The following is a 21,231-nucleotide window of genomic DNA, read 5'->3' on the forward strand; positions in this document are numbered from 1 at the left end:
TGTGGTGCTTTCCAGTGCTTTGTGGTGTTTTCGGTCGTGTCCGGTCGGCTCAGCCGCGGGCGGCGGCCAGGGACTCCCTGGCGGCGGCGGCCACGTGCTCTGCGGTGAAGCCGAACTCGGTGAACAGGGTCTCGGCGTCGGCGGAGGCGCCGAAGTGCTCCAGGGAGACGATGCGGCCCGCGTCCCCGGTGAACCGGTGCCAGGTGAGCCCGATACCGGCCTCCACGGCAACCCGGGCCTTCACGGACGGCGGCAGCACGCTCTCGCGGTACTCGCGCGGCTGCTCCTCGAACCACTCCACGGACGGCATCGACACCACCCGCGTGGGCGTCCCCTCCGCCTCCAGCGCCTCCCGCGCGGCCACGGCGAGCCGCACTTCGGAGCCGGTGGCGATCAGGACGACCTCCGGGGCGCCGGTGGAGGCCTCGGCGAGGACGTAGCCGCCACGCGCCGCGTCCGGATTGGGCTCGTACGTCGGTACGCCCTGGCGGGTGAGCGCGAGGCCGTGCGGGGCCGGGTGGGTGGAGTGCCGCTTGAGGATCTCGGCCCAGGCGGTCGCGGTCTCGTTGGCGTCCGCCGGGCGTACGACGTTCAGACCGGGGATGGCGCGCAGCGCGGCCAGGTGCTCGACCGGCTGGTGGGTCGGTCCGTCCTCGCCGAGGCCCACGGAGTCGTGCGTCCACACGTATGTCACCGGCAACTGCATCAGGGCGGACATGCGCACCGCGTTGCGCATGTAGTCGGAGAAGACCAGGAAGGTGCCGCCGTAGACGCGGGTGTTGCCGTGCAGGGCGATGCCGTTCATCTCCGCGGCCATCGAGAACTCGCGGATGCCGAAGTGGACGGTGCGGCCGTAACGGTCGGCCTCCGGCAGCGGGTTGCCCTCGGGGAGGAAGGAGCTGGTCCTGTCGATCGTGGTGTTGTTCGAGCCGGCCAGGTCGGCGGAGCCGCCCCACAGCTCGGGCAGGACCGGGCCGAGCGCCTGGAGGACCTTGCCGGAGGCGGCGCGGGTGGCGACGGACTTGCCGGTCTCGAACACCGGCAGGGCGTCCTCCCACCCCTCGGGCAGCCGGCCGGCGACCACGCGGTCGAACAGTCCGGCGCGCTCGGGCTGGTCGCCGCGCCACTTGGCGAGCCGCTTGTCCCAGGCGGCGTGCGCCTCGGCGCCCCGGTCCAGGGCCTTGCGGGTGTGGGCGAGGACCTCGTCGGCCACCTCGAAGGACCGCTCCGGATCGAAGCCGAGGACGCGCTTGGTGGCGGCGACCTCGTCCTCGCCGAGGGCGGAGCCGTGGGAGGCCTCGGTGTTCCGCGCGTTGGGGGCGGGCCAGGCGATGATCGTGCGCATGGCGATGATGGAGGGGCGCCCGGTCTCGGCCTGCGCCGACCTGAGCGCCGTGTACAGCGCGTGCGTGTCCACGTCGCCGCTCTCGGCGGGCTCGACGCGCCGCACGTGCCAGCCGTAGGCCTCGTAGCGCTTCAGCACGTCCTCGGAGAACGCGGTCGCGGTGTCGCCCTCGATGGAGATGTGGTTGTCGTCGTAGAGGAGGACGAGGTTGCCGAGCCGCTGGTGACCGGCCATCGACGACGCCTCGGCGGAGACGCCCTCCTGGAGGTCGCCGTCGGAGACGATCGCCCAGATGGTGTGGTCGAACGGGGACTCGCCCTCCTCGGCCTGCGGGTCGAACAGGCCGCGCTCGTAGCGGGCGGCCATCGCCATGCCCACCGCGTTGGCGACACCCTGGCCGAGCGGGCCGGTCGTCGTCTCCACGCCCGCGGTGTGCCCGTACTCCGGGTGGCCGGGCGTCTTCGAGCCGTGCGTGCGGAACGCCTTCAGGTCGTCCAGCTCCAACTCGTACCCGGCGAGGTAGAGCTGCGTGTAGAGGGTCAGTGAGGTGTGGCCGGGGGAGAGGACGAAGCGGTCGCGGCCGGTCCACTCGGGGTCGGCGGGGTCGTGCCGCATCACCTTCTGAAAGATCGTGTAGGCCGCCGGGGCCAGGGCCATCGCCGTGCCGGGATGGCCGTTCCCGACCTTTTGCACGGCATCGGCCGCGAGAACTCGGGCGGTGTCGACGGCACGCCGGTCGAGTTCGGTCCATTCGAAGCGGTCCGCGCCGTCCACTGTGTGCGTGCTCATCTTCAAGAAATCCTCGATCGGAGCGAAGGAACTGGTCTGACGTGTTCAAACTTAAAAGTCTGACTTTTGAGAGTGAAGGTCGAGGTGTGCCAGCCTGTGGTGAAACTGGGACACGCCCCGGCGTCCGGGCGCACGGGTGGGACGGCACGAGAAGGACATGGCGGACGAAAACATCCAAGACGGCGGTGGCGGCAGGGGTGGCGACGGGATCAGAACGTTCCTCTTCCCGGTCGATCTCAGCCTCCTCGGCGTCGGCATGCAGGTCGGTCCCATGGGTGCCGGCCGCACCTGGCACGCGCAGGCACCGCTGCACCGCGTGCACCGCATCGACTTCCACGTCGTCATGCTCTTCACCGGCGGCCCGGTCCGACACATGATCGACTTCGCCGAGTACGAGGCGACGGCCGGCGATCTGCTGTGGATCCGGCCCGGACAGGTCCACCGCTTCTCGCAGACGAGCGAGTACCGCGGAACGGTCCTGACCATGCAGCCCGGCTTCCTGCCCCGCGCCACCGTGGAGGCCACCGGCCTCTACCGCTACGACCTGCCGCCCCTGCTCCACCCCGACGAGGCGCGGCTCGCCGGGCTCACGGCCGCACTCGACCAGCTGCGGCGCGAGTACGAGGACGCCACCACCCTGCCCCTCAGCCTGCACACCGCCGTACTGCGCCACACGCTGTCCGCGTTCCTGCTGCGTCTCGCGCATCTCGCGGTCAGCTCCGCCGAGGCGGCGCGCCCGGGGCGGGCGGACACGCCGGGCGACACCACCTTCACGCTCTTCCGGGACGCGGTCGAACGGGGCTTCGCCACCAACCACAGCGTCAGCGCCTACGCCGACGCGCTCGGCTACTCCCGCCGCACTCTCGTCCGCGCGGTGCGCGCCGCCACCGGCGAGACGCCCAAGGGATTCATCGACAAGCGCGTCGTCCTGGAGGCCAAGCGCCTGCTCGCCCACACCGACATGCCGATCGGCCGGGTCGGCGCGGCGGTCGGCTTCCCGGACGCGGCGAACTTCTCCAAGTTCTTCCAGCAGCACACGGAACAGACACCGGCGGTCTTCCGGGCGGAGTTGCGCTGAGCGCCGAGCGGCCCCCTCGGGACCACGACGGAGGAGCCCCACGCGTGCGTGGAGCCCCTTCGCCCTCCCGCGGGGGGCCGGTTGCCGCTCAGCGGCCGAAGCTGAACCAGTTCACGTTCACGAAGTCCGCCGGCTGGCCGCTGGTGAAGGTCAGGTACACGTCGTGCGTGCCCGTGACCGAGCCGATGTTCGCCGGAATCGTGCGCCACGACTGCCAGCCGCCCGTGTTGCCGACCGCGAAGCTGCCGATCGGTGTACTGGTACGGCTGTCCAGGCGCACCTCCACCAGACCGCTGACGCCGGACGCCGCGCCGCTCGCCACCCGGGCCTTGAACTGAGTGGCCGGTGTCGAACCGAACTTCACGCCCTTGTACTGGACCCAGTCGCCGTTCGCGAGCGCCCCGAGGTTGCGGCCGCCGCCCGAGTCCGAGGTGTCCTCGGTCATCGTGCCGGCCTGGGCGTCGTACGACTCGGCCTCGACGGCGCTGTACGCGTCGCGGTCACCGCCGGTCGGTGGGGGAGTGGTACCGCTCCCACCCGCCGACAGCACCTGGACGTAGTCCACGAGCATGGAGTGGCCGGGCTGGGTGCCGGCGTCCGGGCCGCCGCCGAAGGCGTCCGGGAAGCCGCCGCCCATCGCCACGTTGAGGATGATGAAGTAGCCGTGGTTCGTGGCGTTCTGCCACGTCGTCGCGTCGACCTGGTTGGCGCGCACCGTGTGGAAGTTGTTGCCGTCGACGTAGAAGCGGATCTCCTCGACGCTCGTCGAACGGTCCCACTCCACCCGGTAGGTGTGGAAGGCCGCCTGGCAGGTGGCGCCGGGACAGGCGGTGCTGCCGCCGATGCCGCTGGTCTCGTTGCAGGGACCGCCCGGCGAGGTGCCGCAGTGCATCGTGGCCCAGACGGTGTTGAGGCCCTGGGTGTTCTCCAGGATGTCGATCTCGCCGACGGCGGGCCAGTTCCAGTAGTTGCCGCGGTAGGGCGCGCCCAGCATCCAGAACGCCGGCCAGTAGCCCTTGGCCGCGGCCCCGGTGACGTTCGGGACCTGGATGCGGGCCTCCACGCGCAGCTTGCCGCCGGCCGGGGGCTCGAAGTCGGCACGCTTCGTCTCGATGCGGCCCGAGGTCCAGTTGCCGGCGCCGTCGCGCTGCGGGGTGATGCGGAGGTTGCCGCTGCCGTCCAGCGAGACGTTGCTGGTGGACGACGTCATCGTCTCGATCTCGCCGGTGCCCCAGTTGGCGGGGCCGCCGGGGTACGAGGTGCCGGTCGCGTACTGCCAGTCGGAGGTGTCGACGCCGGAGCCGGCGGCGCCGTCGAAGTCGTCGGCGAAGACCTGCGTCCAGCCGGACGGGGGTGGCGGGACGGTGGCGTTCGCGGACGGCCCGGTGACGGCGGTGGCGGCCGCCGCGAGGCCGAGCGTGCCGACGACGGCCACCAGCGCCCGGCGCAGTCGCCGTCGTCCGGGCGGGTTGCCGGAGGTTTCTCTCATGTGGGGGTCGCCTCTCGGTGCGGGGTGGGAAGCGGAAGTGGCCCCGAGCGCGCCCCCGTGCGGCGGGCCGTGCTGAGAGCGCTCTCAGAGTGCGGCCAATGTGCTCTCGGCCGAACCGGTCGTCAAGAGGTGAAGCCGAGAAAGTCCCTGCGGAGCAGAGGAGTTCACCCCGTGAACGACGCGAATGTGCCGAAGTGCGCACCACGGCCGCGGTCCCCCACCCCCGTCGGAGGGACCGCGGCCGGCCGGACCGCGGTGGCCGGTGCCTCAGTGGTGCGCCGGTTGCGGCGCGGCCGGGGCGGCGGCCTCCTCACGCACTCCGAACCGCTCGTGCGCCCGGCGCAGCGGCTTCGGAGCCCACCAGGCGCGGCGGCCCAGCAGCGCCATGGTCGCCGGCACCAGCAGCATCCGTACGACCGTGGCGTCGATCAGCACCGCCAGCGTGAGGCCCAGCCCGATCTGCAGGATCGGGGAGAAGCCGCCCGTCATGAAGGCGCCGAAGACCACCGCGAGGAGCAGCGCGGCGCAGGTCACCACCCGGCCCGAGCGGCGCAGCCCGGTCACCACGGCCTCCCGGTCGTCGCCGGTCTGCTCCCGGGCCTCGCGCATCCGCGCCAGGATGAACAGCTCGTAGTCCATGGCGAGTCCGAAGGCGATCGCGATGATCAGCGGCGGGGCGGTGAGACTCAGCGCACCCAGCCCCTCGGCCCCGATCAGCCCGGCGAGATGGCCGTCCTGGAACACCCACACCACGGCGCCGAGCGCGGCGGCGAGACTGAGCAGCGTGGTCGCGATGGTGCGCAGCGGCAGCAGCACCGACCCGGTGAAGGCGAAGAGCAGCACGAAGATCCCGGCCAGCACGGTCAGCGCCGCCCAGGGTGCCCGGTCGGCGAGCATCTCCCGGAAGTCGACCAGCTGGGCCGCGGTACCGGTGACCTGGACAGGGGCGTCGCCGCGTATGTCCCGTACCCGTTCGACCAGTTCGGTGGCGGCCCTGCCGTCGACGGTGCCGGCGGGGGGCAGTTCGAGCACGGTCGTCCCGCCGGGCAGGTCGCGGCTCCCGGTGCCCGGCGTGAGCGCGCGGATCCGGTCGGCCGTCGCCGCGTCGGTGCCGGGCCGCAGGACCACGGTGACCGGCGAGACTCCGGTGCCCGGGGGGAAGTGCGCCTCGACGGCGTCGTACAGCTGCCGTGCCTCGGTGCTCTTCGGGAGCTGCCGCGCGTCGCCGATGTTGATGCGCATGCCGGTGACGGGCAGCGCCAGCACCAGCAGGGCCGGCACGGCGACGGCCAGGACGGCCACGCGCCGCCGGGCCGCGAAGCGGGCCAGGCGTGCGAAGAGCCGGCCCTCCTCCCCCTTCGGGCGCACCTTCGCCGGGGCGATCTTCCCGCCGAACCGTGCCAGCAGCGCCGGCAGCAGCGTCAGCGCGGCGAGCATGTCGACGACGACCACCGCGGCCACCGCCAGACCCATGCTGCGCAGGAACGTACTCGGGAAGACCAGCAGCCCGGCCAGACTCACCGCCACCGTCAGCCCGGAGAAGAGCACGGTCCGCCCGGCCGCGACCACCGTGCGGTGCACGGCCTCCACCACGTCGGTGGTGTCCCGCCGTTCCTCCCGGAAGCGGACCAGCATCAGCAGGGCGTAGTCCACGGCGAGGCCGAGCCCCAGCATCGTCGTGACCTGGATCGCGTACACGGAGATGTCCGTGAACTGGCTGAAGGCGAACAGGCCCAAAAGCGCGCCCGCGATGCCGGCCACCGCGACCAGCAGCGGCAGCCCCGCGGCGCGCAGCCCGCCGAAGATGACCAGCAGCAGCACCAGCACGACCGGAAGCGAGATCAACTCCGCGTTCTTCACGTCCTCCTGGGCCCGCTCGCCGAGCTGCTCACCCAGCAGCGGACCGCCGCTGACATGAACCCCGGAGGCGTCGATCCCGTGCAGCCGGCCGGCCGCCGCGTCGACCGCGGCCTCCTCCGCGTCGTCGTCAAGACCGCCCTCGAAGGTGACGGGCACGATCAGTGCCCGCCCGTCCTCGGCGACCAGGCCGCGGGTGGCGTACGGGTCGGGCACCGCGGCGACGCCCGCGATCTCCCGCAGGTCGGCGACGGCCCGCCGCACCTGGGCGCGCACCTCGGGGCCGGAGACGGCGGCGGCCTCGACGACGGCGGTGATCGACTCGCCCGACGGGCCGAGGCCGTCCAGGTACTCGGCGGCGACCTCCGACTCGGTGCCGGGGACGTCGGGCACGTCGTCGGAGAGCTTTCCGAAGACACCCGTCCCGAGTCCGAAGCCGAGCAGCAGGAACAGCCCCCACAGGAGCATCACGGTCAGTGGGCGGCGGGTCGCCGCCCGGGCGAGTGTGGACAGCACGGTGCCTCCCGGCAATCGTCATCCGGCTTGGGATGCGTCTTTCGGCATCGCCAACAGACTCGTGCCGGCGGCACGATGCCGGATCGCCGGAGGGAGTGGTTTACGGGACTCGCCCCGACGGGGGAGCCCGCCGCCCGCCTCACTCTTCAGGGGGAGCCCGGGGCCACCAGGCCGGTCTCGTACGCGCAGATCACCGCCTGCACCCGGTCCCTGAGACCGAGCTTGCTCAGCACGTTGCTGACATGGGTCTTGACGGTGTGTTCGCTCACGAACAGGGTCGTGGCGATCTCGGAGTTGGACAGCCCGCGCGCCAGCAGTCGCAGCGTCTCCACCTCGCGGGCGGTCAGCACGTCGAGGCGCTGCGGGGTGACCTCGGCGGTGGCCTCCTCCCGCCGGCGCCGCACGATGTCCGCGACCAGCCGGCGCGTCACCGCCGGTGCCAGCAGCGAGTCGCCGGCCGCGACCACCCGTACCGCGTGCACCAGGTCGTCCCGGCGCACGTCCTTCAGCAGGAAGCCGCTGGCGCCCGCGTACAACGCCTCGTACACGTACTCGTCCAGGTCGAAGGTGGTCAGCATGACGACCTTGCAGGCGGACCGCGCGCACACCCGCCGGGCCGCGTCGAGGCCGTCCATGACCGGCATGCGGATGTCCAGGAGCAGCACGTCGGGCGTGTGCCGCTCGACCGCGGCCACCGCCTCGGCACCGTCACCCGCCTCCGCGACGACCTCGATGTCGGCCTGCGCCTCCAGAATCATGCTGAACCCGCTGCGGACCAGCTCCTGGTCGTCCGCGACGACCACCCGGATACTCACCCGAGCGCCGCCCGCCGTCCGGTGGCGACGGGCAGGCGTACGACGACGCGGAAGCCGCCGTCCGGCGCGCCGCCCACGGTGGCCCCGCCCCCGCAGGCGGCGGCCCGCTCCCGGATGCCTATCAGCCCGTGTCCGCCGTCGCCCGGGGCCGAGGGACCCCGTCCGTCGTCCGTCACCGTCAAGGTCACTTCGTCCTCCGCCCAGTCGAGTCCGACCGTCGCGGAGGAAGCGTACGCGTGCTTGACCGTGTTGGTGAGTGCCTCCTGCGCGATGCGGTAGGCGGCGACCTCGGTGTCCGGCGGCAGCGGGCGCGGTTCGCCGGTCACTCGCAACTCCACGCGCAACCCCGTCGATTCGCCCACCTGCCGGACCAGGCCGGACAGCGCGGCCACACCCGGCTGCGGCAGGCGTTGCGGTACGGCGGCCGACTGCTCCTGCTTGAGTACGCCGAGAATGCGCCGGAGTTGGGTCATCGCGTCCCGGCCGGCGGTCGCGATCGCCTCGAACGCGGCCTCCGCGCGCGCCGGGTCACTGCGCACGACGACCGGTCCCGCCTCGGCCTGCACCACCATCAGGCTGACCGCGTGCGCCAGGATGTCGTGCATGTCGCGGGCGATGCGGGAGCGTTCCTGCGCCATGGCCCGCGCGGTGTCGGCGGCCCGCTCGCGCTCCAGCCGCCGGGCCCGGTCCTCCAGTTCGGCGGTGTAGGCCCGCTGGGTGCGGGAGAGCGTGCCGAGCGCGTACGCGCACACGATGCTCAGCAGCTGGAAGGCGTACTCGAAGGGCTCGGCGTCTTCCTTGTGGCTGATGGTGACGGCGACCCCGATCAGCCAGCCCGCCAGCATCAGGCGCCGCTGCCAGGGCCGGGCGAGGGCGGCCAGTGTGTAGAGGACGACGAATCCGCCGTACATCAGGTCGGGCGGGGGCGCGTGGTGCAACGCCTGCGTGGGGGTGGCCACCGACACGGCACAGGCGGTAGCGAAGGGCGCCGAGCGCCGCCAGACCAGCGGAACCGCGGTGGCGGCCCCGAGCAGCCAGCCCCGCCAGGTCAGCGGATCGTCGCCCTCGTCCGGGAACAGCCACTGCAGGGAGACGGCGAACAGCACCAGCGCGGCGACGGCCGCGTCGACGGCGTACGGATTCGTCGTACGCAGCCGTGCGACGACGGAGGCGAGCGGCGACCGGGCGGACATGGGCGGCTCCTCGGGGCACGGGCCGTCCCAGTATCACGAGGCCCCCGGGGTCGCGTCCTCACCGGTGAGAGGGATATCCGGTGCCCGGCGGCAGGGCCCCCGGCCTCACCGGCCGGACGGACGCCCCGCGCCGCCCCGCACCGTTTCCTCCGGCCGCCACCCCAGCGCCCGTGAGATCCCGCGTGCCGCCAGCCGCACCGCGGGGACCAGCGCCGGCACCTGTGCGCCGGCGTGCGGTACGACGACCGAGACGGCCGCGGTCACCGTGCCGTCCGGGCCGTACACCGGAGCGGCCACCGACAGGGCGTCGTCGGTGACCTGACGGTCACTCACCGCCGCGCCGGTGCGCCGCACCTCGGCCAGCACCCGGCGCAGCCGCTCCGGATCGGTGATCGTGCAGGGGGTGAAGGAGGCGAGCGGACCCACGCGGTACGCCTCCTGGAACTCCGGTTCGCCATGGGCGAGCAGGGCGAGCCCGACCCCGGTGGCGTGCAGCGGCCAGCGGGCGCCGACGCGGATGTGTACACCGACCGAGGAACGCCCCGCCAGCCACTCGATGTAGACGACCTCTCCACCGTCCCGCACCGCCAACTGCACGTTCTCGTGGGTCGCCTCGTACAGGTCCTCCAGGTACGGCAGCGCGACCTGCCGCAGCGGCAGACCGCGCGGGGCGAGTGCGGCGACCTCCCACAGCCGCAGTCCGACCTGGTAGGCGCCCGACTCGTCCCGTTCCAACGCGCCCCATTCGGTCAGGGCCCGCACCAGCCGGTGCGCGGTGGTCAGGCTCAGTCCGGCCCGGCGGCTGATGTCCGTCAGGCACAGCGCCGGGTGCTCGTGGTCGAACGCGGCGAGCACCGACAGCAGCCGGTCGGGCGCGGTGGGGGCGCCCCCGCGCACGGGGGTCCCCCCGCTCGAACGACGCCGGGAGTGGGGGAGGGCGGTCATGGCCGGGCATCCTCGGATGGCGATGGCGATGGCGATGGCGATGGCGATGGCGATGGCGATGGCGATGGCGGGGCGAAGGCGTGGCGGGGGTGGGGCTGGGGCGTGGCGGGGGTGGGGCGTCGGCCCGAGCGTACGATGCCGGCCGCGCCCGGCACAGGGGGTGTGTGGGCGGCGGTGAGATCAGCGAGCCGGGTGCGTGGCGGGGGCGGGTCAGGGGATGTCGTCGACGCCGTGCGAGGCGGGTGGGGTGTGTGGGAGGCGGCGGGGGCCTGCCGGGCCGGGTGCACGGCTGGGCGCTTGGTGGGATGCGGAGCCGGAGGTGCTGTCGGTGCGTGCGAGGCGGGTGGGGCACGTGTGGGCTGCGGCGGGCGACGGGGGCCGACCCGTCGGGCCGGGCGTGCCATGATCGGCGCCAGACGGAAGTCGGGCCGGTGACGGAAGGGTGCGGGCGTGAGGCTGACGATTCTGGGCGGCGGCGGATTCCGGGTGCCGCTCGTGTACGGGGCGCTCCTCGGGGACCGCTCCGAAGGCCGCGTGACGCATGTCGTGCTGCACGATCTGGACGCGGCCCGGCTGTCGGCGGTGACCCGGGTACTGGCCGAGCAGGCCGCCGGGGTGGCGGACGCGCCGGAGGTGACCGCGACGACGGACCTGGACGAGGCGCTGCGCGGGGCCGACTTCGTGTTCTCCGCGATCCGCGTCGGCGGTCTGGAGGGGCGGGCCGAGGACGAACGGGTGGCGCTGGCCGAGGGCGTCCTCGGGCAGGAGACGGTCGGCGCGGGCGGCGTCGCGTACGGACTGCGCACCGTCCCGGTCGCCGTCGACATCGCGCGCCGCGTGGCCCGGCTGGCGTCGGACGCCTGGGTCATCAACTTCACCAACCCGGCCGGCCTGGTCACCGAGGCCATGTCCCGGCACCTCGGCGACCGCGTCATCGGCATCTGCGACTCGCCGGTCGGCCTCGGCCGCCGCGTCGCCCGCGTGCTGGGCGCCGATCCGGACCGGGCGTGGATCGACTACGTCGGCCTCAACCACCTCGGCTGGGTGCGCGGCCTGGGCGTCGCCGGCCGCGACGAACTCCCGCGGCTGCTCGCCGATCCGGCGCTGCTCGGCTCCTTCGAGGAGGGCCGCCTCTTCGGCCCCGAGTGGCTGCGCTCGCTGGGCGCGATCCCCAACGAGTACCTGCACTACTACTACTTCAACCGGGAGACCGTCCGCGCCTACCAGGAGGCCGACCGCACCCGCGGCGCGTTCCTGCGCGACCAGCAGGCCCGCTTCTACGACCAGATGCGCCGCCCCGACGCCCCCGCCCTCGCGACCTGGGACCGCACCCGCGCCGAGCGCGAGGCCACCTACATGGCCGAGAACCGCGAAGCGGCGGGCGCGGGCGAGCGCGAGGCCGACGACCTGTCCGGCGGCTACGAGAAGGTGGCGCTGGCGCTGATGCGGGCCGTCGCCCGCGACGAGCGCACCACCCTGATCCTCAACGTCCGCAACCGCGGCACGCTGTCGGTCCTCGACGCCGACGCCGTGATCGAGGTCCCGTGCCTGGTCGACGCGAACGGTGCCCACCCGGTGGCCGTGGACCCGCTGCCGGGCCACGCCACCGGCCTGGTCTGCGCGGTCAAGGCGGTCGAGCGCGAGATCCTGACGGCGGCCGGGACCGGCTCCCGTACGGCAGCGGTACGCGCCTTCGCGCTGCACCCGCTCGTCGACTCGGTCAACGTCGCCCACCGCCTCGTCGACGGCTACACGGCCGCCCATCCGGGTCTGGCGTATCTGAGGTAGGGACGGCCGGCCTCTCGGCCGCGTCCTACGCGGGAGCCCCGGCGGCCGGGTCCGGTGCGGGGGCGGTGACCGGGCCGACGGCCGATGCGGTGACCGCCGGACACTTCACCGGGGCCGAGGCCGGGGCCGGGGCCGCCACGGCGGGGAGGTCCGTGCGCTGATGCGGCAGGGAGACGGGCCGCAGCGGGCGGAGTCCGGACACCACCGTGTAGTCCTGGCCCAGGAACGGCGGCGTCAGCTCGCCCGGGTCGTCACCGAGGGCCAGCCGGACCGCCGCCCACGGCACGTTGATCCCGCACAGCGCCAGCTGGTGCAGTCCCCCGGCCGGCCGGGTGTTGACGTCCATCAGGACGGGCCGGTCGCCGTACATCCGGAACTGCACGTTGGACAGGTGGTGCAGCCCGAACGCCTCGGCGATCCGCCGGGCCGGCGCCAGCCACTGCTCGTGGAGCGTGAAACCCCGGCGGCGGCCGTCCTTGGTACGGCCCACGGCCAGCCGCACCCTGTTGTCGGGCCCGGTGAGGCAGTCCACCGAGACCTCCGGCTGCTCCAGCCGCGGCATCACCAGCCAGTCGACCGGCTCCTCGGCCGCCCGCAGCGCCTCGACGACCAGGTGCAGCGGCACGGACGGACCAGGGAAGCCGTTCAGGTGCGCGAGGGAGAACGGGTCCCGGGTGACCATCCGGAAGCCCACACCACCCGCGCCGGACGCCGGTTTGAAGCACGCCCGGTGCCCGTGCGCCTCCAGCTCCTCGACGGCCGAGACGAGTTCTCCGGCGGTGCGGACCCGCCACCACGGCGGCACCGGCACGCCGATCGCCCGGACCGCCTCGTAGGCGATCACCTTGTCCTGGAAGACGGCCACCGCCTCCGGCGGCGGCGCCAGCAGCGCCGTACCGGCCGCCTCGAACTCGGCACGGTGGGCCACGATCGCGGACTGGTACAGCCGGGGCACGAACACGTCGATGCCGCGCCGCGCGCACTGGTCCAGGGCGTACTCGACGTAACCGGCCGGGGACAGGCCCTCCGGCTCCAGGTCGGCGGTGTCCGCGGCGGCCAGCACGGGGGAGTCCGGGTCGCCGTGCGTGGCGTGGATCTCGACGGCCCGGTCGGCGGGATTTCTCCGCAGCTGATCCATGAAGAAGACGTTCTCCGCGTACGTGCGGTTGAGCCAGACGCGTACGGGAGAAACCATGCAGGCCGCCTTTCACGGTTCGCGGGCAGGGCGAAGCGAGGCCGTGCCCGGCCAGGGGGTTGGAGGGACACCAAGCCGCCCTGCGCGGAGGGAATCGTGGCGGTGGTGTTGGGCCGATCATAGGGGGTTCCACGCCTCCGGACGCAAAGCGCGTCACACGGATGCACGGGCGGGACCACGGCGCGGCCGGGACGCCCTGGTCCGGCGTGGCGAGCCGCCCTTGTGACCGGGGCCCGCGATGTGATCTCGTGGCGTCGAACGCGCGTCCGGAAGGGGTGGGGGATGACGGCGACGGACGGTGGCCCGGGGCGGCTGTGGGCCATCAGCGACCTGCACATCGGCTATGCGGAGAACCGCGCCCTGGTCGAGAAGATGCGTCCCGAGTCCGACGACGACTGGCTCCTGGTGGCCGGCGACGTGGCGGAGACCGTCTCCGACATCCGCTGGGCCCTCGGCACCCTCGCGGACCGCTTCCGCCGGGTCGTCTGGGCCCCCGGCAACCACGAACTGTGGACGCATCCCAAGGACGCCCTCACCCTCCGCGGCGTCGCCCGTTACGAGCACCTCGTCGAGATGTGCCGCGAACTCGGCGTGACGACACCCGAGGACCCGTACCCCGTGTGGGAGGGAGCCGGCGGCCCGGCGGTCGTCGCGCCGCTGTTCCTGCTCTACGACTACTCCTTCCTGCCCGCCGGATCGGCGACCAAGGACGAGGGACTGGCGTACGCCCACGGCACCGGCGTCGTGTGCAACGACGAGTTCCTGCTGCACCCCGACCCCTACCCGAGCCGTGACGCCTGGTGCCGGGCGCGGGTCGCCGAGACCGAGCGCAGGCTCGCCGCGCTCCCCGCTGACCTGCCGACGATCCTCGTCAACCACTATCCGCTGGACCGGCACCCCACCGACGTCCTGTGGTACCCCGAGTTCGCCATGTGGTGCGGCACGCGACTGACCGCCGACTGGCACCGCAGGTTCCGGGTCGACACCATGGTCTACGGGCATCTGCACATCCCGCGGACCACCTGGCACGAGGGCGTCCGGTTCGAGGAGGTGTCGGTGGGCTACCCCCGTGAATGGCGCAAGCGGACCGGGCCACCGGGAGCGCTGCGCCGCATCCTGCCGTCGGCGACGCGAGAGGAGGTGGCCCGGTGATCGAGGAACTGCTGCCCGAGACGGTCGTCACCGTGGAGGCCCACGGCCAGGACCAGACGGGGCACCTTCCCCTCTACCCGGAGGAGGAGGCGCTCGTGGCCCGCGCGGTCGCCAAGCGCCGCCGGGAGTTCACCCTCGTCCGGTCCTGCGCCCGCCGGGCCATGGAGAAGCTCGGTGTGCCCGCGCAGCCCGTGCTGACCGGCGAACGCGGTGCGCCGCGCTGGCCCGCCGGACTGGTCGGCAGCATGACCCACTGCGACGGCTACTGCGCCGCCGCCCTGGTCCGCGCCACCGACCTCGCCTCCCTCGGCATCGACGCCGAACCCGACGGGCCGCTCCCGGACGGCGTCCTGCCCACCGTGTCCCTGCCCGGGGAAGCGGAACGACTGCGCCGGCTGGCCGGGGAGCGTCCCGGCGTCCACTGGGACCGGCTGCTGTTCAGTGCCAAGGAGTCCGTCTACAAGGCGTGGTTCCCCCTCACCGGTAAGTGGCTGGACTTCATGGAGGCGGACATCGAGATCTTCGTGAACCCCGGCGACCCGCGCCGCGGCACCCTGCGCGCCACCCTCCTGGTGCCGGGACCGACCGTGGGCGGCAGGCGGCTGACCCACTTCGACGGCCGCTGGACCGCCGGGCACGGACTGGTCGCCACGGCGGTCACGGTCCCGCACACCTGAGTCTTCCGGCGCGCCGCCCGCGCTCCCCGGGGTCCGCTCCGCCCGCGGCCGGCCGCACGACGAGCGGGGCGCGGCGCGTCAGGGCCGCGGGCACCAACTCCGCAGCAGCCGGAAGAACTCCTCCTCGTTACCGGCCAGCCCGGCGGCCTCCAGCGCCTGCTCTGCCTCGGCCAGCACGGAGGGCGGGACGACGGGCGGACGAGGTGCGTCGGCCGGTCCCGCCGCGGTGTCGAAACCGGCGCGCACCGTGTGCAGGAGCCGCAGGTAGGCCTGAACGGCGGTGCGCTCGTGGTCGGTCAGTACGGCGGTGGTGGTCATCGGTCGGCTCTCCCCACAATGACGTCAGTGGTCACGCGCCCCCGCACAGCGGCGGCGCACTCCCAGCTTGCCGTCCACCACTGACAATCCCGCCGAGCCGCGCCCCGTGCGCCGCCCCGCCCTGGGCCGATCGAGCCATCAGCCCAGGTAGCCCAGCGAAGCCCCTATCCGTCCCGCCAGGTGGTCCCGCTGCACCGGCCCGCGCAGAGCCGAACCGTCCAGCCACGTCCGGCACTTGCTGGCCAGCAGCAGCCCGAAGGTCTCCGCCTCCTTCTCGTCGGCGAGGTCGAAGCGGGAACGCGCGGCGACCGTGCGCACGGTGGCGCGCAGTACCTCCTCGTCCCGGTCCGCGCCGTCGGCGTCGAGCAGCCGGGCCGCGACCGTGGCCCCCTCGACGTGGTGCCCGCGGTGTCCGGCCTTCATGTGCCACAGTTCGTGACCCAGGATGACCAACTGGTGGTCGGGCGCGGTGCGTTCCTCGACGACGACCAGGTCCTGGTCGGCCATGTCGAGCCACAGGCCGCTGGCCGTCCCGGGCGGAAAGGCGGCCGTGCGGAACAGCACCGGACGGCCCCGCCGCCTGCTCATCGCCTCGCACAGCGCCGCGTACAACTCGGCGGGCCGCGCCGGGGCGGGGAGCGTCAGCTCCTCGACCAACTCGCCGCACAGGCGGCGCATCTCCCTACCGATGCCCACGTCTCTCCCCAGGCTCACGACTCGGGCCGCTTGACACTCTCCAGGAGCATGTCCAGCCATTCGGCGACCTTGTCGCGGTGCTGGTCGGTGGGCAGTTGAGCGGCCCGCCAGGCGATGCCGCGGACGCCGTGGTCCTGCAACAGCCGCTCCAGCGGGTCGCCGGCGGCGGCCGCCGCCTTCCGCTCCCGGTCGGCGAGCTGCTGCAGCAGTTCCTGTTCGGTGTGCTGGAGGGCGCCCGCGAGCGCCTCGGGGTCCTCGGCGGTGAGGAATCCGGCGTGCACCCGGAAGAAGCGCTGGATGGCGTCGCAGTGCTCCATGGTGGGCCGTCGGTCGCCGTTGATGAGGGCGCCGGCCTGCTGCCGGGACATGCCGGCGCCGTCGGCGATCTCCTGCTGGGTGTACTTGCGTCCGTTCGGTTTCAGCCGAGTGCGGCGCAGCAGGTCAAGACGCTGCACGAACCGGGCCTGCACATCGGGTTCGCCCGCCGGGCGGCCGCTCAGCAGGGCGCCCGCCACGGACTCGGGGACGCCGGAGGCGGCGGACAGGCGGCCGACGTCGAAGACCTCGGCGGCGGGCACGCCGAGCCGGTCCGCGAGTGCGGTGACGCGGGCGACGACGGCGGACAGCACGGCCGTCGGCATGGCGCCCGGACCCTCGAAGCCACCCGTCACCGACAGCTCTCCTACGTCTCTCACAGGCCTCACAGGCTTCTCACAAGCGGTTGCCGTGAACTTCCCGGAGAGTAGCCTGCCGCTCGAACTCACATCCAGGTCTCGCCACAACTGTGGCCTATTTCAGCCGTCAACAGGCACGAAATGCCACGATAGTTGACACGCCTCGCGTGGGGGCACCAGGATCGGGACGCCGCGAGAAGGCCGCATAGGCAAGAGGGGTGACCTCCCGATGGCATTTCAGGCAGGAGGGCAGCGGCCGGCGCCGCGGCCCGTCCACACGACCCCCGACGCCCAGGCGTACCTCCAGGACTACACCGCGCTCCTGGAGGCCGTGTCCTTCCCCTCCCTCGTCGTCGACCACCGCTGGGACGTGGCGCTGACCAACGGTGCCTTCCGGACACTCTTCCGGGGGGCCGGACCGCACCCGACGGCCATGCCGGGCGACAACTTCCTCAGATTCGTCCTGTTCCACCCCGACGCTTCCGCGGTCCTCGGGGAGCACGAGTCGAGCTGGTGCCTGCCCATGCTGGCGCACTTGGCCGGCGCCCTGGAGCGATACGGCCACGACAACGGTCTGCAGGCCGTCCGCCGCGACATCGCCCAGGATCCGATCATGGAGGCCGCCTACCGTCAGGGCCTGCCGCACTGGATCCGTGCCGTCGGCGCGGAGGCCGTCGAACTCGGCGGTGCCGTACGGCCGCTGCACCACCCCGACCCGCGCTGGGGCGCCACCGAGTGCCGGGTCGTGGTCGAAACGTGCAAGGCGCTGGAGGAGTTGGGCTACACCCGGCTGACGCTGGTCCTGCGCGAACCCCGCCGCACCCCGCCCCGCCCCGCACGCCCCCACCGCGCCGCCGCCCATCTGAGGGTGGTCCCCGCCCCCGAGTGATCCACCGCGCGAGCGGGTGCCGCCCTGTTCCCAGCCAGTGTGTTGTGTGACATAGTACTGGCGTGAGCATGCCGCTGACCTGCGATGTCGTAGTGGTCGGGGCCGGAATGGTGGGCGCGGCCTGTGCGCTGTACGCCGCCCGCGCCGGACTCGACGTGACAGTGGTGGACCGTGGCCCGGTGGCCGGCGGCACCACCGGAGCGGGGGAGGGCAACCTCCTCGTCTCCGACAAGGAACCCGGACCCGAGTTGGAACTCGCCCTGCTGTCCGCCCGCTTGTGGACCGCGCTGGCCGGGGAACTGGGCCGCGCCGTCGAGTACGAGGCCAAGGGCGGTGTCGTCGTCGCCGAGACCTCCGAGGCACTGGCCGGCCTGGAGGTCTTCGCCGCCGGCCAGCGGACGGCCGGGGTGGAGGCGGTGGGCGTCCCGGCGGACCGGCTGCACGACCTCGAACCCCGTCTCGCCCCCGGTCTGGCGGGCGCCGTGCACTACCCGCAGGACGCCCAGGTCATGCCCGCCCTGGCCGCCGCCCACCTGCTGCGGGCGTCGGGGGCACGGCCGCACACCGGCCGGACGGTGACCGGCGTCCTGCGCGGCCCCGACGGCGCCGTGCGCGGAGTACGCACGGACCGCGGCGACCTGCACGCCCCGGCCGTCGTCAACGCGGCCGGACCGTGGGGCGGCGAACTGGCCGCCCTGGCCGGCGTACGGCTGCCGGTCCTGCCCAGACGCGGCTACGTCCTCGTCACCGAACCACTGCCGCCCCGCGTACGCCACAAGGTGTACGCCGCGGACTACGTCGCCGACGTCGCCAGCGATTCGGCCGCCCTGCAGACCTCCCCGGTCGTGGAGGGCACCGCCGCGGGACCGGTCCTCATCGGCGCCAGCCGCGAACGGGTCGGCTTCGACCGGTCGGTGTCCCTTCCGGCACTGCGGGCGCTGGCGGCGGGCGCGACCCGGCTGTTCCCCTTCCTCGCGCGGGTACGGGCCCTGCGGGCGTACGCCGGGTTCCGGCCGTATCTGCCCGATCACCTGCCGGCGATCGGCCCCGACCCGAGGGCGCCCGGTCTCTTCCACGCCTGCGGGCACGAGGGCGCGGGCATCGGCCTGTCCACCGGCACCGGACACCTGATCGCCCAACTGCTGAGCGGTGAGCGGCCCGCCCTCGATCTCACCGCGTTCCGGCCCGACCGCTTTCCCGAGGAGGTCCGGTGAACCCGCTCCGGCTGGTCCGGGCCCGGCCGGCGGCCGCCTGCACGGTCACCGTCGACGGGCGGACGATCGAGGCGCTGCCCGGCCGGACGGTCGCCGCCGTGCTGTGGGCGGCCGGCATCACCTCCTGGCGCACCACCCGGGGTGCGGGCCGGCCGCGCGGGGTGTTCTGCGGGATCGGCGTGTGCTTCGACTGCCTCGTCACCGTCAACGACCGCCCCAACCAGCGCGCCTGCCTGGTCCCCGTGCACCCGGGCGACGTGATCCGCACCCAGGAGGGGACCGGCCATGAGGACTGACCTCGCGGTGATCGGGGCCGGACCGGCCGGGCTCGCGGCGGCGCTGACGGCGGCCGCCGGCGGGGTACGGGTCACGGTCGTGGACGCGGCCGACCGGCCGGGCGGGCAGTTCTTCCGGCAGCCCGCCGCCGAACTGGGCGCCCGGCGGCCACGGGCGCTGCACCACCGGTGGCGCACCTGGGAGCGGCTGCGGGACGGGCTCGCCGCCAGTGGCGTACGCGTGCTGACGGACCATCATGTGTGGTTCGTCGAGGAGCGGTCCGGCGCCTTCACCGTGCACGCGCTGCTCGGGCCCGGGCAGGACGTGCCGGTCGCGGTACACGCCGACGCGGTGCTGCTCGCCACCGGCGGCTACGAGCACGTCCTGCCCTTCCCCGGCTGGACCCTGCCCGGCGTACTCACCGCCGGGGGCGCCCAGGCCATGCTCAAGGGCGGGCTGGTGGTGCCCGGACGGGCCGCCGTCGTCGCCGGTACCGGGCCGCTGCTGCTGCCCGTGGCGACCGGGCTCGCGGCGGCCGGGGCGCGGGTGGCGGCGCTCGTGGAGTCGGCCGACCCGAGGCAGGTCGCCCGCCACGCCCGCGCCCTGGCCGGCAAACTCCCCGAGGGTGCCGGATACGCCGCCCGCCTCCTGCGCCACCGCGTCCGCCTCCTCCCTCGGCACACCGTCGTCCGCGCCCACGGCGACGACCGGCTGACCGGCGTCACCGTCGCCGCCCTCGACGCCGCCGGACGCGTCCGGCGCGGCACCGGGCGGTACCTCCCCTGCGACACCCTGGCCGTCGGCCACGGCATGCTCCCGCACACCGACCTCGCCGACGGCCTCGGCTGCCGCCTGGACGGACCGGCCGTGGCCGTCGACGCCGAGCAGCGCACGAGCGTCCCCGGCGTCTGGGCGGCCGGGGAGTCCACCGGCATCGGCGGCGCCGCCCTCGCGCTAGCCGAGGGGCGCGTCGCCGGACGCTCGGTCGCCGCCCGACTGCGGGGCACCGGGCCCGAACCGGCCGGACGGAAGGACGCCGAGCGGACCCGCGAGACGCTGCGGACCTCCGCCGAGGCCCTCGCCGCCGCCTTCGCCCCGCCCGCCCACTGGACCGACCAGGTCACCGACGACACCGTCGTCTGCCGCTGCGAGGAGGTCACCGCCGGTGCCGTCCGGGAGGCCGTCGACGGACTCGGCGCGGGTGACGTGCGCACCGTGAAGCTACTGACCCGGGCCGGGATGGGCTGGTGCCAGGGGCGGATGTGTGCCACCGCCGTCGCCGGTCTCACCGGATGCGAAGCCACTCCTTCCCGGCGGCCGTTCGCCCGCCCCGTACCCCTCGGCGTCCTTGCCCAGCCACAGCCGGAACAGCCGGAACAGCCGGAGCTGGAACAGCCCGAGCCGGAACAGCCCGAGAGAGGATCCTCATGACCGACCACCGCCCCTGGCGCGGCGTCCTCGTCGCCACCGCCCTCCCGCTGAACGACGACCTCTCCGTCGATCACGACGCCTACGCGGACCACTGCGCCTGGCTGGTGGCGAACGGCTGCGACGGTGTCGTACCCAACGGCTCCCTCGGCGAGTACCAGGTGCTCACCCCCGAGGAACGCACCCGGGTCGTCGAGACCGCCGTCGCCGCCGTCGGCGGGGAGCGGGTCATGCCCGGCGTCGCTGCCTACGGGTCCACCGAGGCCCGCCGCTGGGCCGAGCAGGCGCGGGAGGCCGGCTGCGGCGCGGTGATGCTGCTGCCGCCCAACGCCTACCGGGCCGACGAACGTTCCGTCCTCGCCCACTACGCCGAGGTCGCGAGGGCGGGCCTGCCGGTCGTCGCGTACAACAACCCCGTCGACACCAAGGTCGACCTGGTGCCCGAGTTGCTCGCCCGGCTGCACGGCGAGGGGCTCATCCAGGGCGTGAAGGAGTTCTCCGGCGATGTCCGCCGCGCCTACCGCATCGCGGAACTCGCCCCGGACCTGGACCTGCTGGCCGGCGCCGACGACGTCCTGCTGGAGCTGGCGCTCGCGGGGGCGAAGGGCTGGATCGCCGGATACCCCAACGCGCTGCCCGCGGCCTGCGTCGAGCTGTACCGCGCCGCCGTCGCCGGTGACCTGTCCACGGCCGACCGGCTGTACCGGCAGCTGCACCCGCTGCTGCGCTGGGACTCGAAGGTCGAGTTCGTGCAGGCGATCAAGGTCTCCATGGACCTCGCCGGACGGCACGGCGGCGCCTGCCGCCCGCCGCGTGTGCCGCTGCTGCCCGAACAGGAGGCCGCCGTCCGCGCCGCCACCGAGAAGGCCCTCGCGGCCGGACTGGCGTAGGGGCACG

Annotated in this window: 19 protein-coding genes; 9 read left to right on the top strand and 10 right to left on the bottom strand. The window is 73.7% G+C overall.

Features of this window, described 5'->3' with window-relative positions; genetic code table 11:
• Positions 1 to 49: 49 nt before the first annotated feature.
• Complete coding sequence (gene tkt, locus ACFW48_RS16780) at positions 50 to 2,134, bottom strand: transketolase (protein ID WP_386315297.1); 2,085 nt, start codon at positions 2,132 to 2,134, stop codon at positions 50 to 52.
• A gap of 157 nt (positions 2,135 to 2,291) precedes the next feature.
• Between tkt and ACFW48_RS16785 the strand changes: the two genes are divergently transcribed.
• Positions 2,292 to 3,212, top strand: a complete 921-nt coding sequence (locus ACFW48_RS16785) for an AraC family transcriptional regulator (RefSeq protein ID WP_386315299.1) — start codon at positions 2,292 to 2,294, stop codon at positions 3,210 to 3,212.
• Between the two features lie 88 nt (positions 3,213 to 3,300).
• On the opposite strand, the gene ACFW48_RS16790 is transcribed toward ACFW48_RS16785, so the two are convergent.
• From ACFW48_RS16790 to ACFW48_RS16810, 5 genes are all read right to left on the bottom strand, one after another.
• Entirely contained in the window at positions 3,301 to 4,701 is a 1,401-nt protein-coding gene (locus ACFW48_RS16790) for a glycoside hydrolase family 16 protein (RefSeq protein ID WP_386315301.1), read from the bottom strand.
• Positions 4,702 to 4,968: 267 nt separating this feature from the next.
• Positions 4,969 to 7,074 (bottom strand): MMPL family transporter, encoded by a 2,106-nt coding sequence (locus ACFW48_RS16795; RefSeq protein ID WP_386315303.1) that lies wholly within the window; start codon positions 7,072 to 7,074, stop codon positions 4,969 to 4,971.
• 146 nt (positions 7,075 to 7,220) lie between these two features.
• Complete coding sequence (locus ACFW48_RS16800) at positions 7,221 to 7,889, bottom strand: response regulator (protein WP_386315305.1); 669 nt, start codon at positions 7,887 to 7,889, stop codon at positions 7,221 to 7,223.
• Positions 7,886 to 9,082, bottom strand: a complete 1,197-nt coding sequence (locus ACFW48_RS16805; protein ID WP_386315307.1) for a sensor histidine kinase — start codon at positions 9,080 to 9,082, stop codon at positions 7,886 to 7,888. Before ACFW48_RS16805 ends, ACFW48_RS16800 begins: the two co-directional genes overlap by 4 nt.
• A gap of 105 nt (positions 9,083 to 9,187) precedes the next feature.
• Positions 9,188 to 10,027, bottom strand: coding sequence for an IclR family transcriptional regulator (locus ACFW48_RS16810; protein WP_386315309.1), 840 nt, complete (start codon positions 10,025 to 10,027; stop codon positions 9,188 to 9,190).
• Between the two features lie 450 nt (positions 10,028 to 10,477).
• On the opposite strand from ACFW48_RS16810, the gene ACFW48_RS16815 reads away from it, so the two are divergent.
• Positions 10,478 to 11,815, top strand: coding sequence for a 6-phospho-beta-glucosidase (locus tag ACFW48_RS16815; protein ID WP_386315311.1), 1,338 nt, complete (start codon positions 10,478 to 10,480; stop codon positions 11,813 to 11,815).
• Between the two features lie 25 nt (positions 11,816 to 11,840).
• Here the strand turns inward: ACFW48_RS16815 and ACFW48_RS16820 are convergent, their stop codons facing one another.
• Complete coding sequence (locus ACFW48_RS16820; RefSeq protein ID WP_386315313.1) at positions 11,841 to 13,010, bottom strand: ATP-grasp domain-containing protein; 1,170 nt, start codon at positions 13,008 to 13,010, stop codon at positions 11,841 to 11,843.
• Positions 13,011 to 13,292: 282 nt separating this feature from the next.
• Here ACFW48_RS16820 and ACFW48_RS16825 point away from each other — a divergent pair, with 282 nt between their 5' ends.
• Complete coding sequence (locus ACFW48_RS16825; RefSeq protein ID WP_386315315.1) at positions 13,293 to 14,162, top strand: metallophosphoesterase family protein; 870 nt, start codon at positions 13,293 to 13,295, stop codon at positions 14,160 to 14,162.
• Complete coding sequence (locus ACFW48_RS16830; RefSeq protein WP_386315317.1) at positions 14,159 to 14,839, top strand: 4'-phosphopantetheinyl transferase; 681 nt, start codon at positions 14,159 to 14,161, stop codon at positions 14,837 to 14,839. The genes ACFW48_RS16825 and ACFW48_RS16830 overlap by 4 nt, the downstream gene beginning before the upstream one ends.
• A 78-nt stretch (positions 14,840 to 14,917) precedes the next feature.
• Here the strand turns inward: ACFW48_RS16830 and ACFW48_RS16835 are convergent, their stop codons facing one another.
• From ACFW48_RS16835 to ACFW48_RS16845, 3 genes are all read right to left on the bottom strand, one after another.
• Positions 14,918 to 15,157, bottom strand: coding sequence for a hypothetical protein (locus ACFW48_RS16835; protein ID WP_386315319.1), 240 nt, complete (start codon positions 15,155 to 15,157; stop codon positions 14,918 to 14,920).
• Between the two features lie 138 nt (positions 15,158 to 15,295).
• A complete protein-coding gene (locus ACFW48_RS16840) occupies positions 15,296 to 15,835 on the bottom strand; it encodes a toxin-antitoxin system, toxin component (RefSeq protein WP_386315683.1) in 540 nt (179 codons plus the stop codon).
• A 32-nt stretch (positions 15,836 to 15,867) separates the two neighbouring features.
• Positions 15,868 to 16,524: a helix-turn-helix domain-containing protein gene (locus ACFW48_RS16845; protein ID WP_386315685.1), complete on the bottom strand. Its 657-nt coding sequence runs from the start codon at positions 16,522 to 16,524 to the stop codon at positions 15,868 to 15,870.
• A 232-nt stretch (positions 16,525 to 16,756) separates the two neighbouring features.
• Between ACFW48_RS16845 and ACFW48_RS16850 the strand changes: the two genes are divergently transcribed.
• The 5 genes from ACFW48_RS16850 (at position 16,757) to ACFW48_RS16870 (ending at position 21,224) form a co-directional block, all read left to right on the top strand.
• Complete coding sequence (locus tag ACFW48_RS16850) at positions 16,757 to 17,416, top strand: hypothetical protein (RefSeq protein WP_386315321.1); 660 nt, start codon at positions 16,757 to 16,759, stop codon at positions 17,414 to 17,416.
• 62 nt (positions 17,417 to 17,478) lie between these two features.
• Positions 17,479 to 18,630, top strand: coding sequence for an NAD(P)/FAD-dependent oxidoreductase (locus ACFW48_RS16855; RefSeq protein WP_386315323.1), 1,152 nt, complete (start codon positions 17,479 to 17,481; stop codon positions 18,628 to 18,630).
• Positions 18,627 to 18,926, top strand: coding sequence for a (2Fe-2S)-binding protein (locus ACFW48_RS16860; RefSeq protein ID WP_386315325.1), 300 nt, complete (start codon positions 18,627 to 18,629; stop codon positions 18,924 to 18,926). Before ACFW48_RS16855 ends, ACFW48_RS16860 begins: the two co-directional genes overlap by 4 nt.
• On the top strand, positions 18,916 to 20,337 hold the full coding sequence (locus ACFW48_RS16865; RefSeq protein ID WP_386315327.1) for an NAD(P)/FAD-dependent oxidoreductase: 1,422 nt from the start codon (positions 18,916 to 18,918) through the stop codon (positions 20,335 to 20,337). Before ACFW48_RS16860 ends, ACFW48_RS16865 begins: the two co-directional genes overlap by 11 nt.
• The gene (locus ACFW48_RS16870; RefSeq protein ID WP_386315329.1) at positions 20,334 to 21,224 is read left to right on the top strand and encodes a dihydrodipicolinate synthase family protein; all 891 of its coding nucleotides are present in this window, start codon (positions 20,334 to 20,336) and stop codon (positions 21,222 to 21,224) included. The genes ACFW48_RS16865 and ACFW48_RS16870 overlap by 4 nt, the downstream gene beginning before the upstream one ends.
• The last annotated feature ends 7 nt before the right edge of the window (positions 21,225 to 21,231 follow it).

The organism is Streptomyces sp. NPDC058812 (assembly GCF_042744565.1).
In the GTDB taxonomy this organism is placed as follows: Bacteria; Actinomycetota; Actinomycetes; order Streptomycetales; family Streptomycetaceae; genus Streptomyces; species Streptomyces thinghirensis.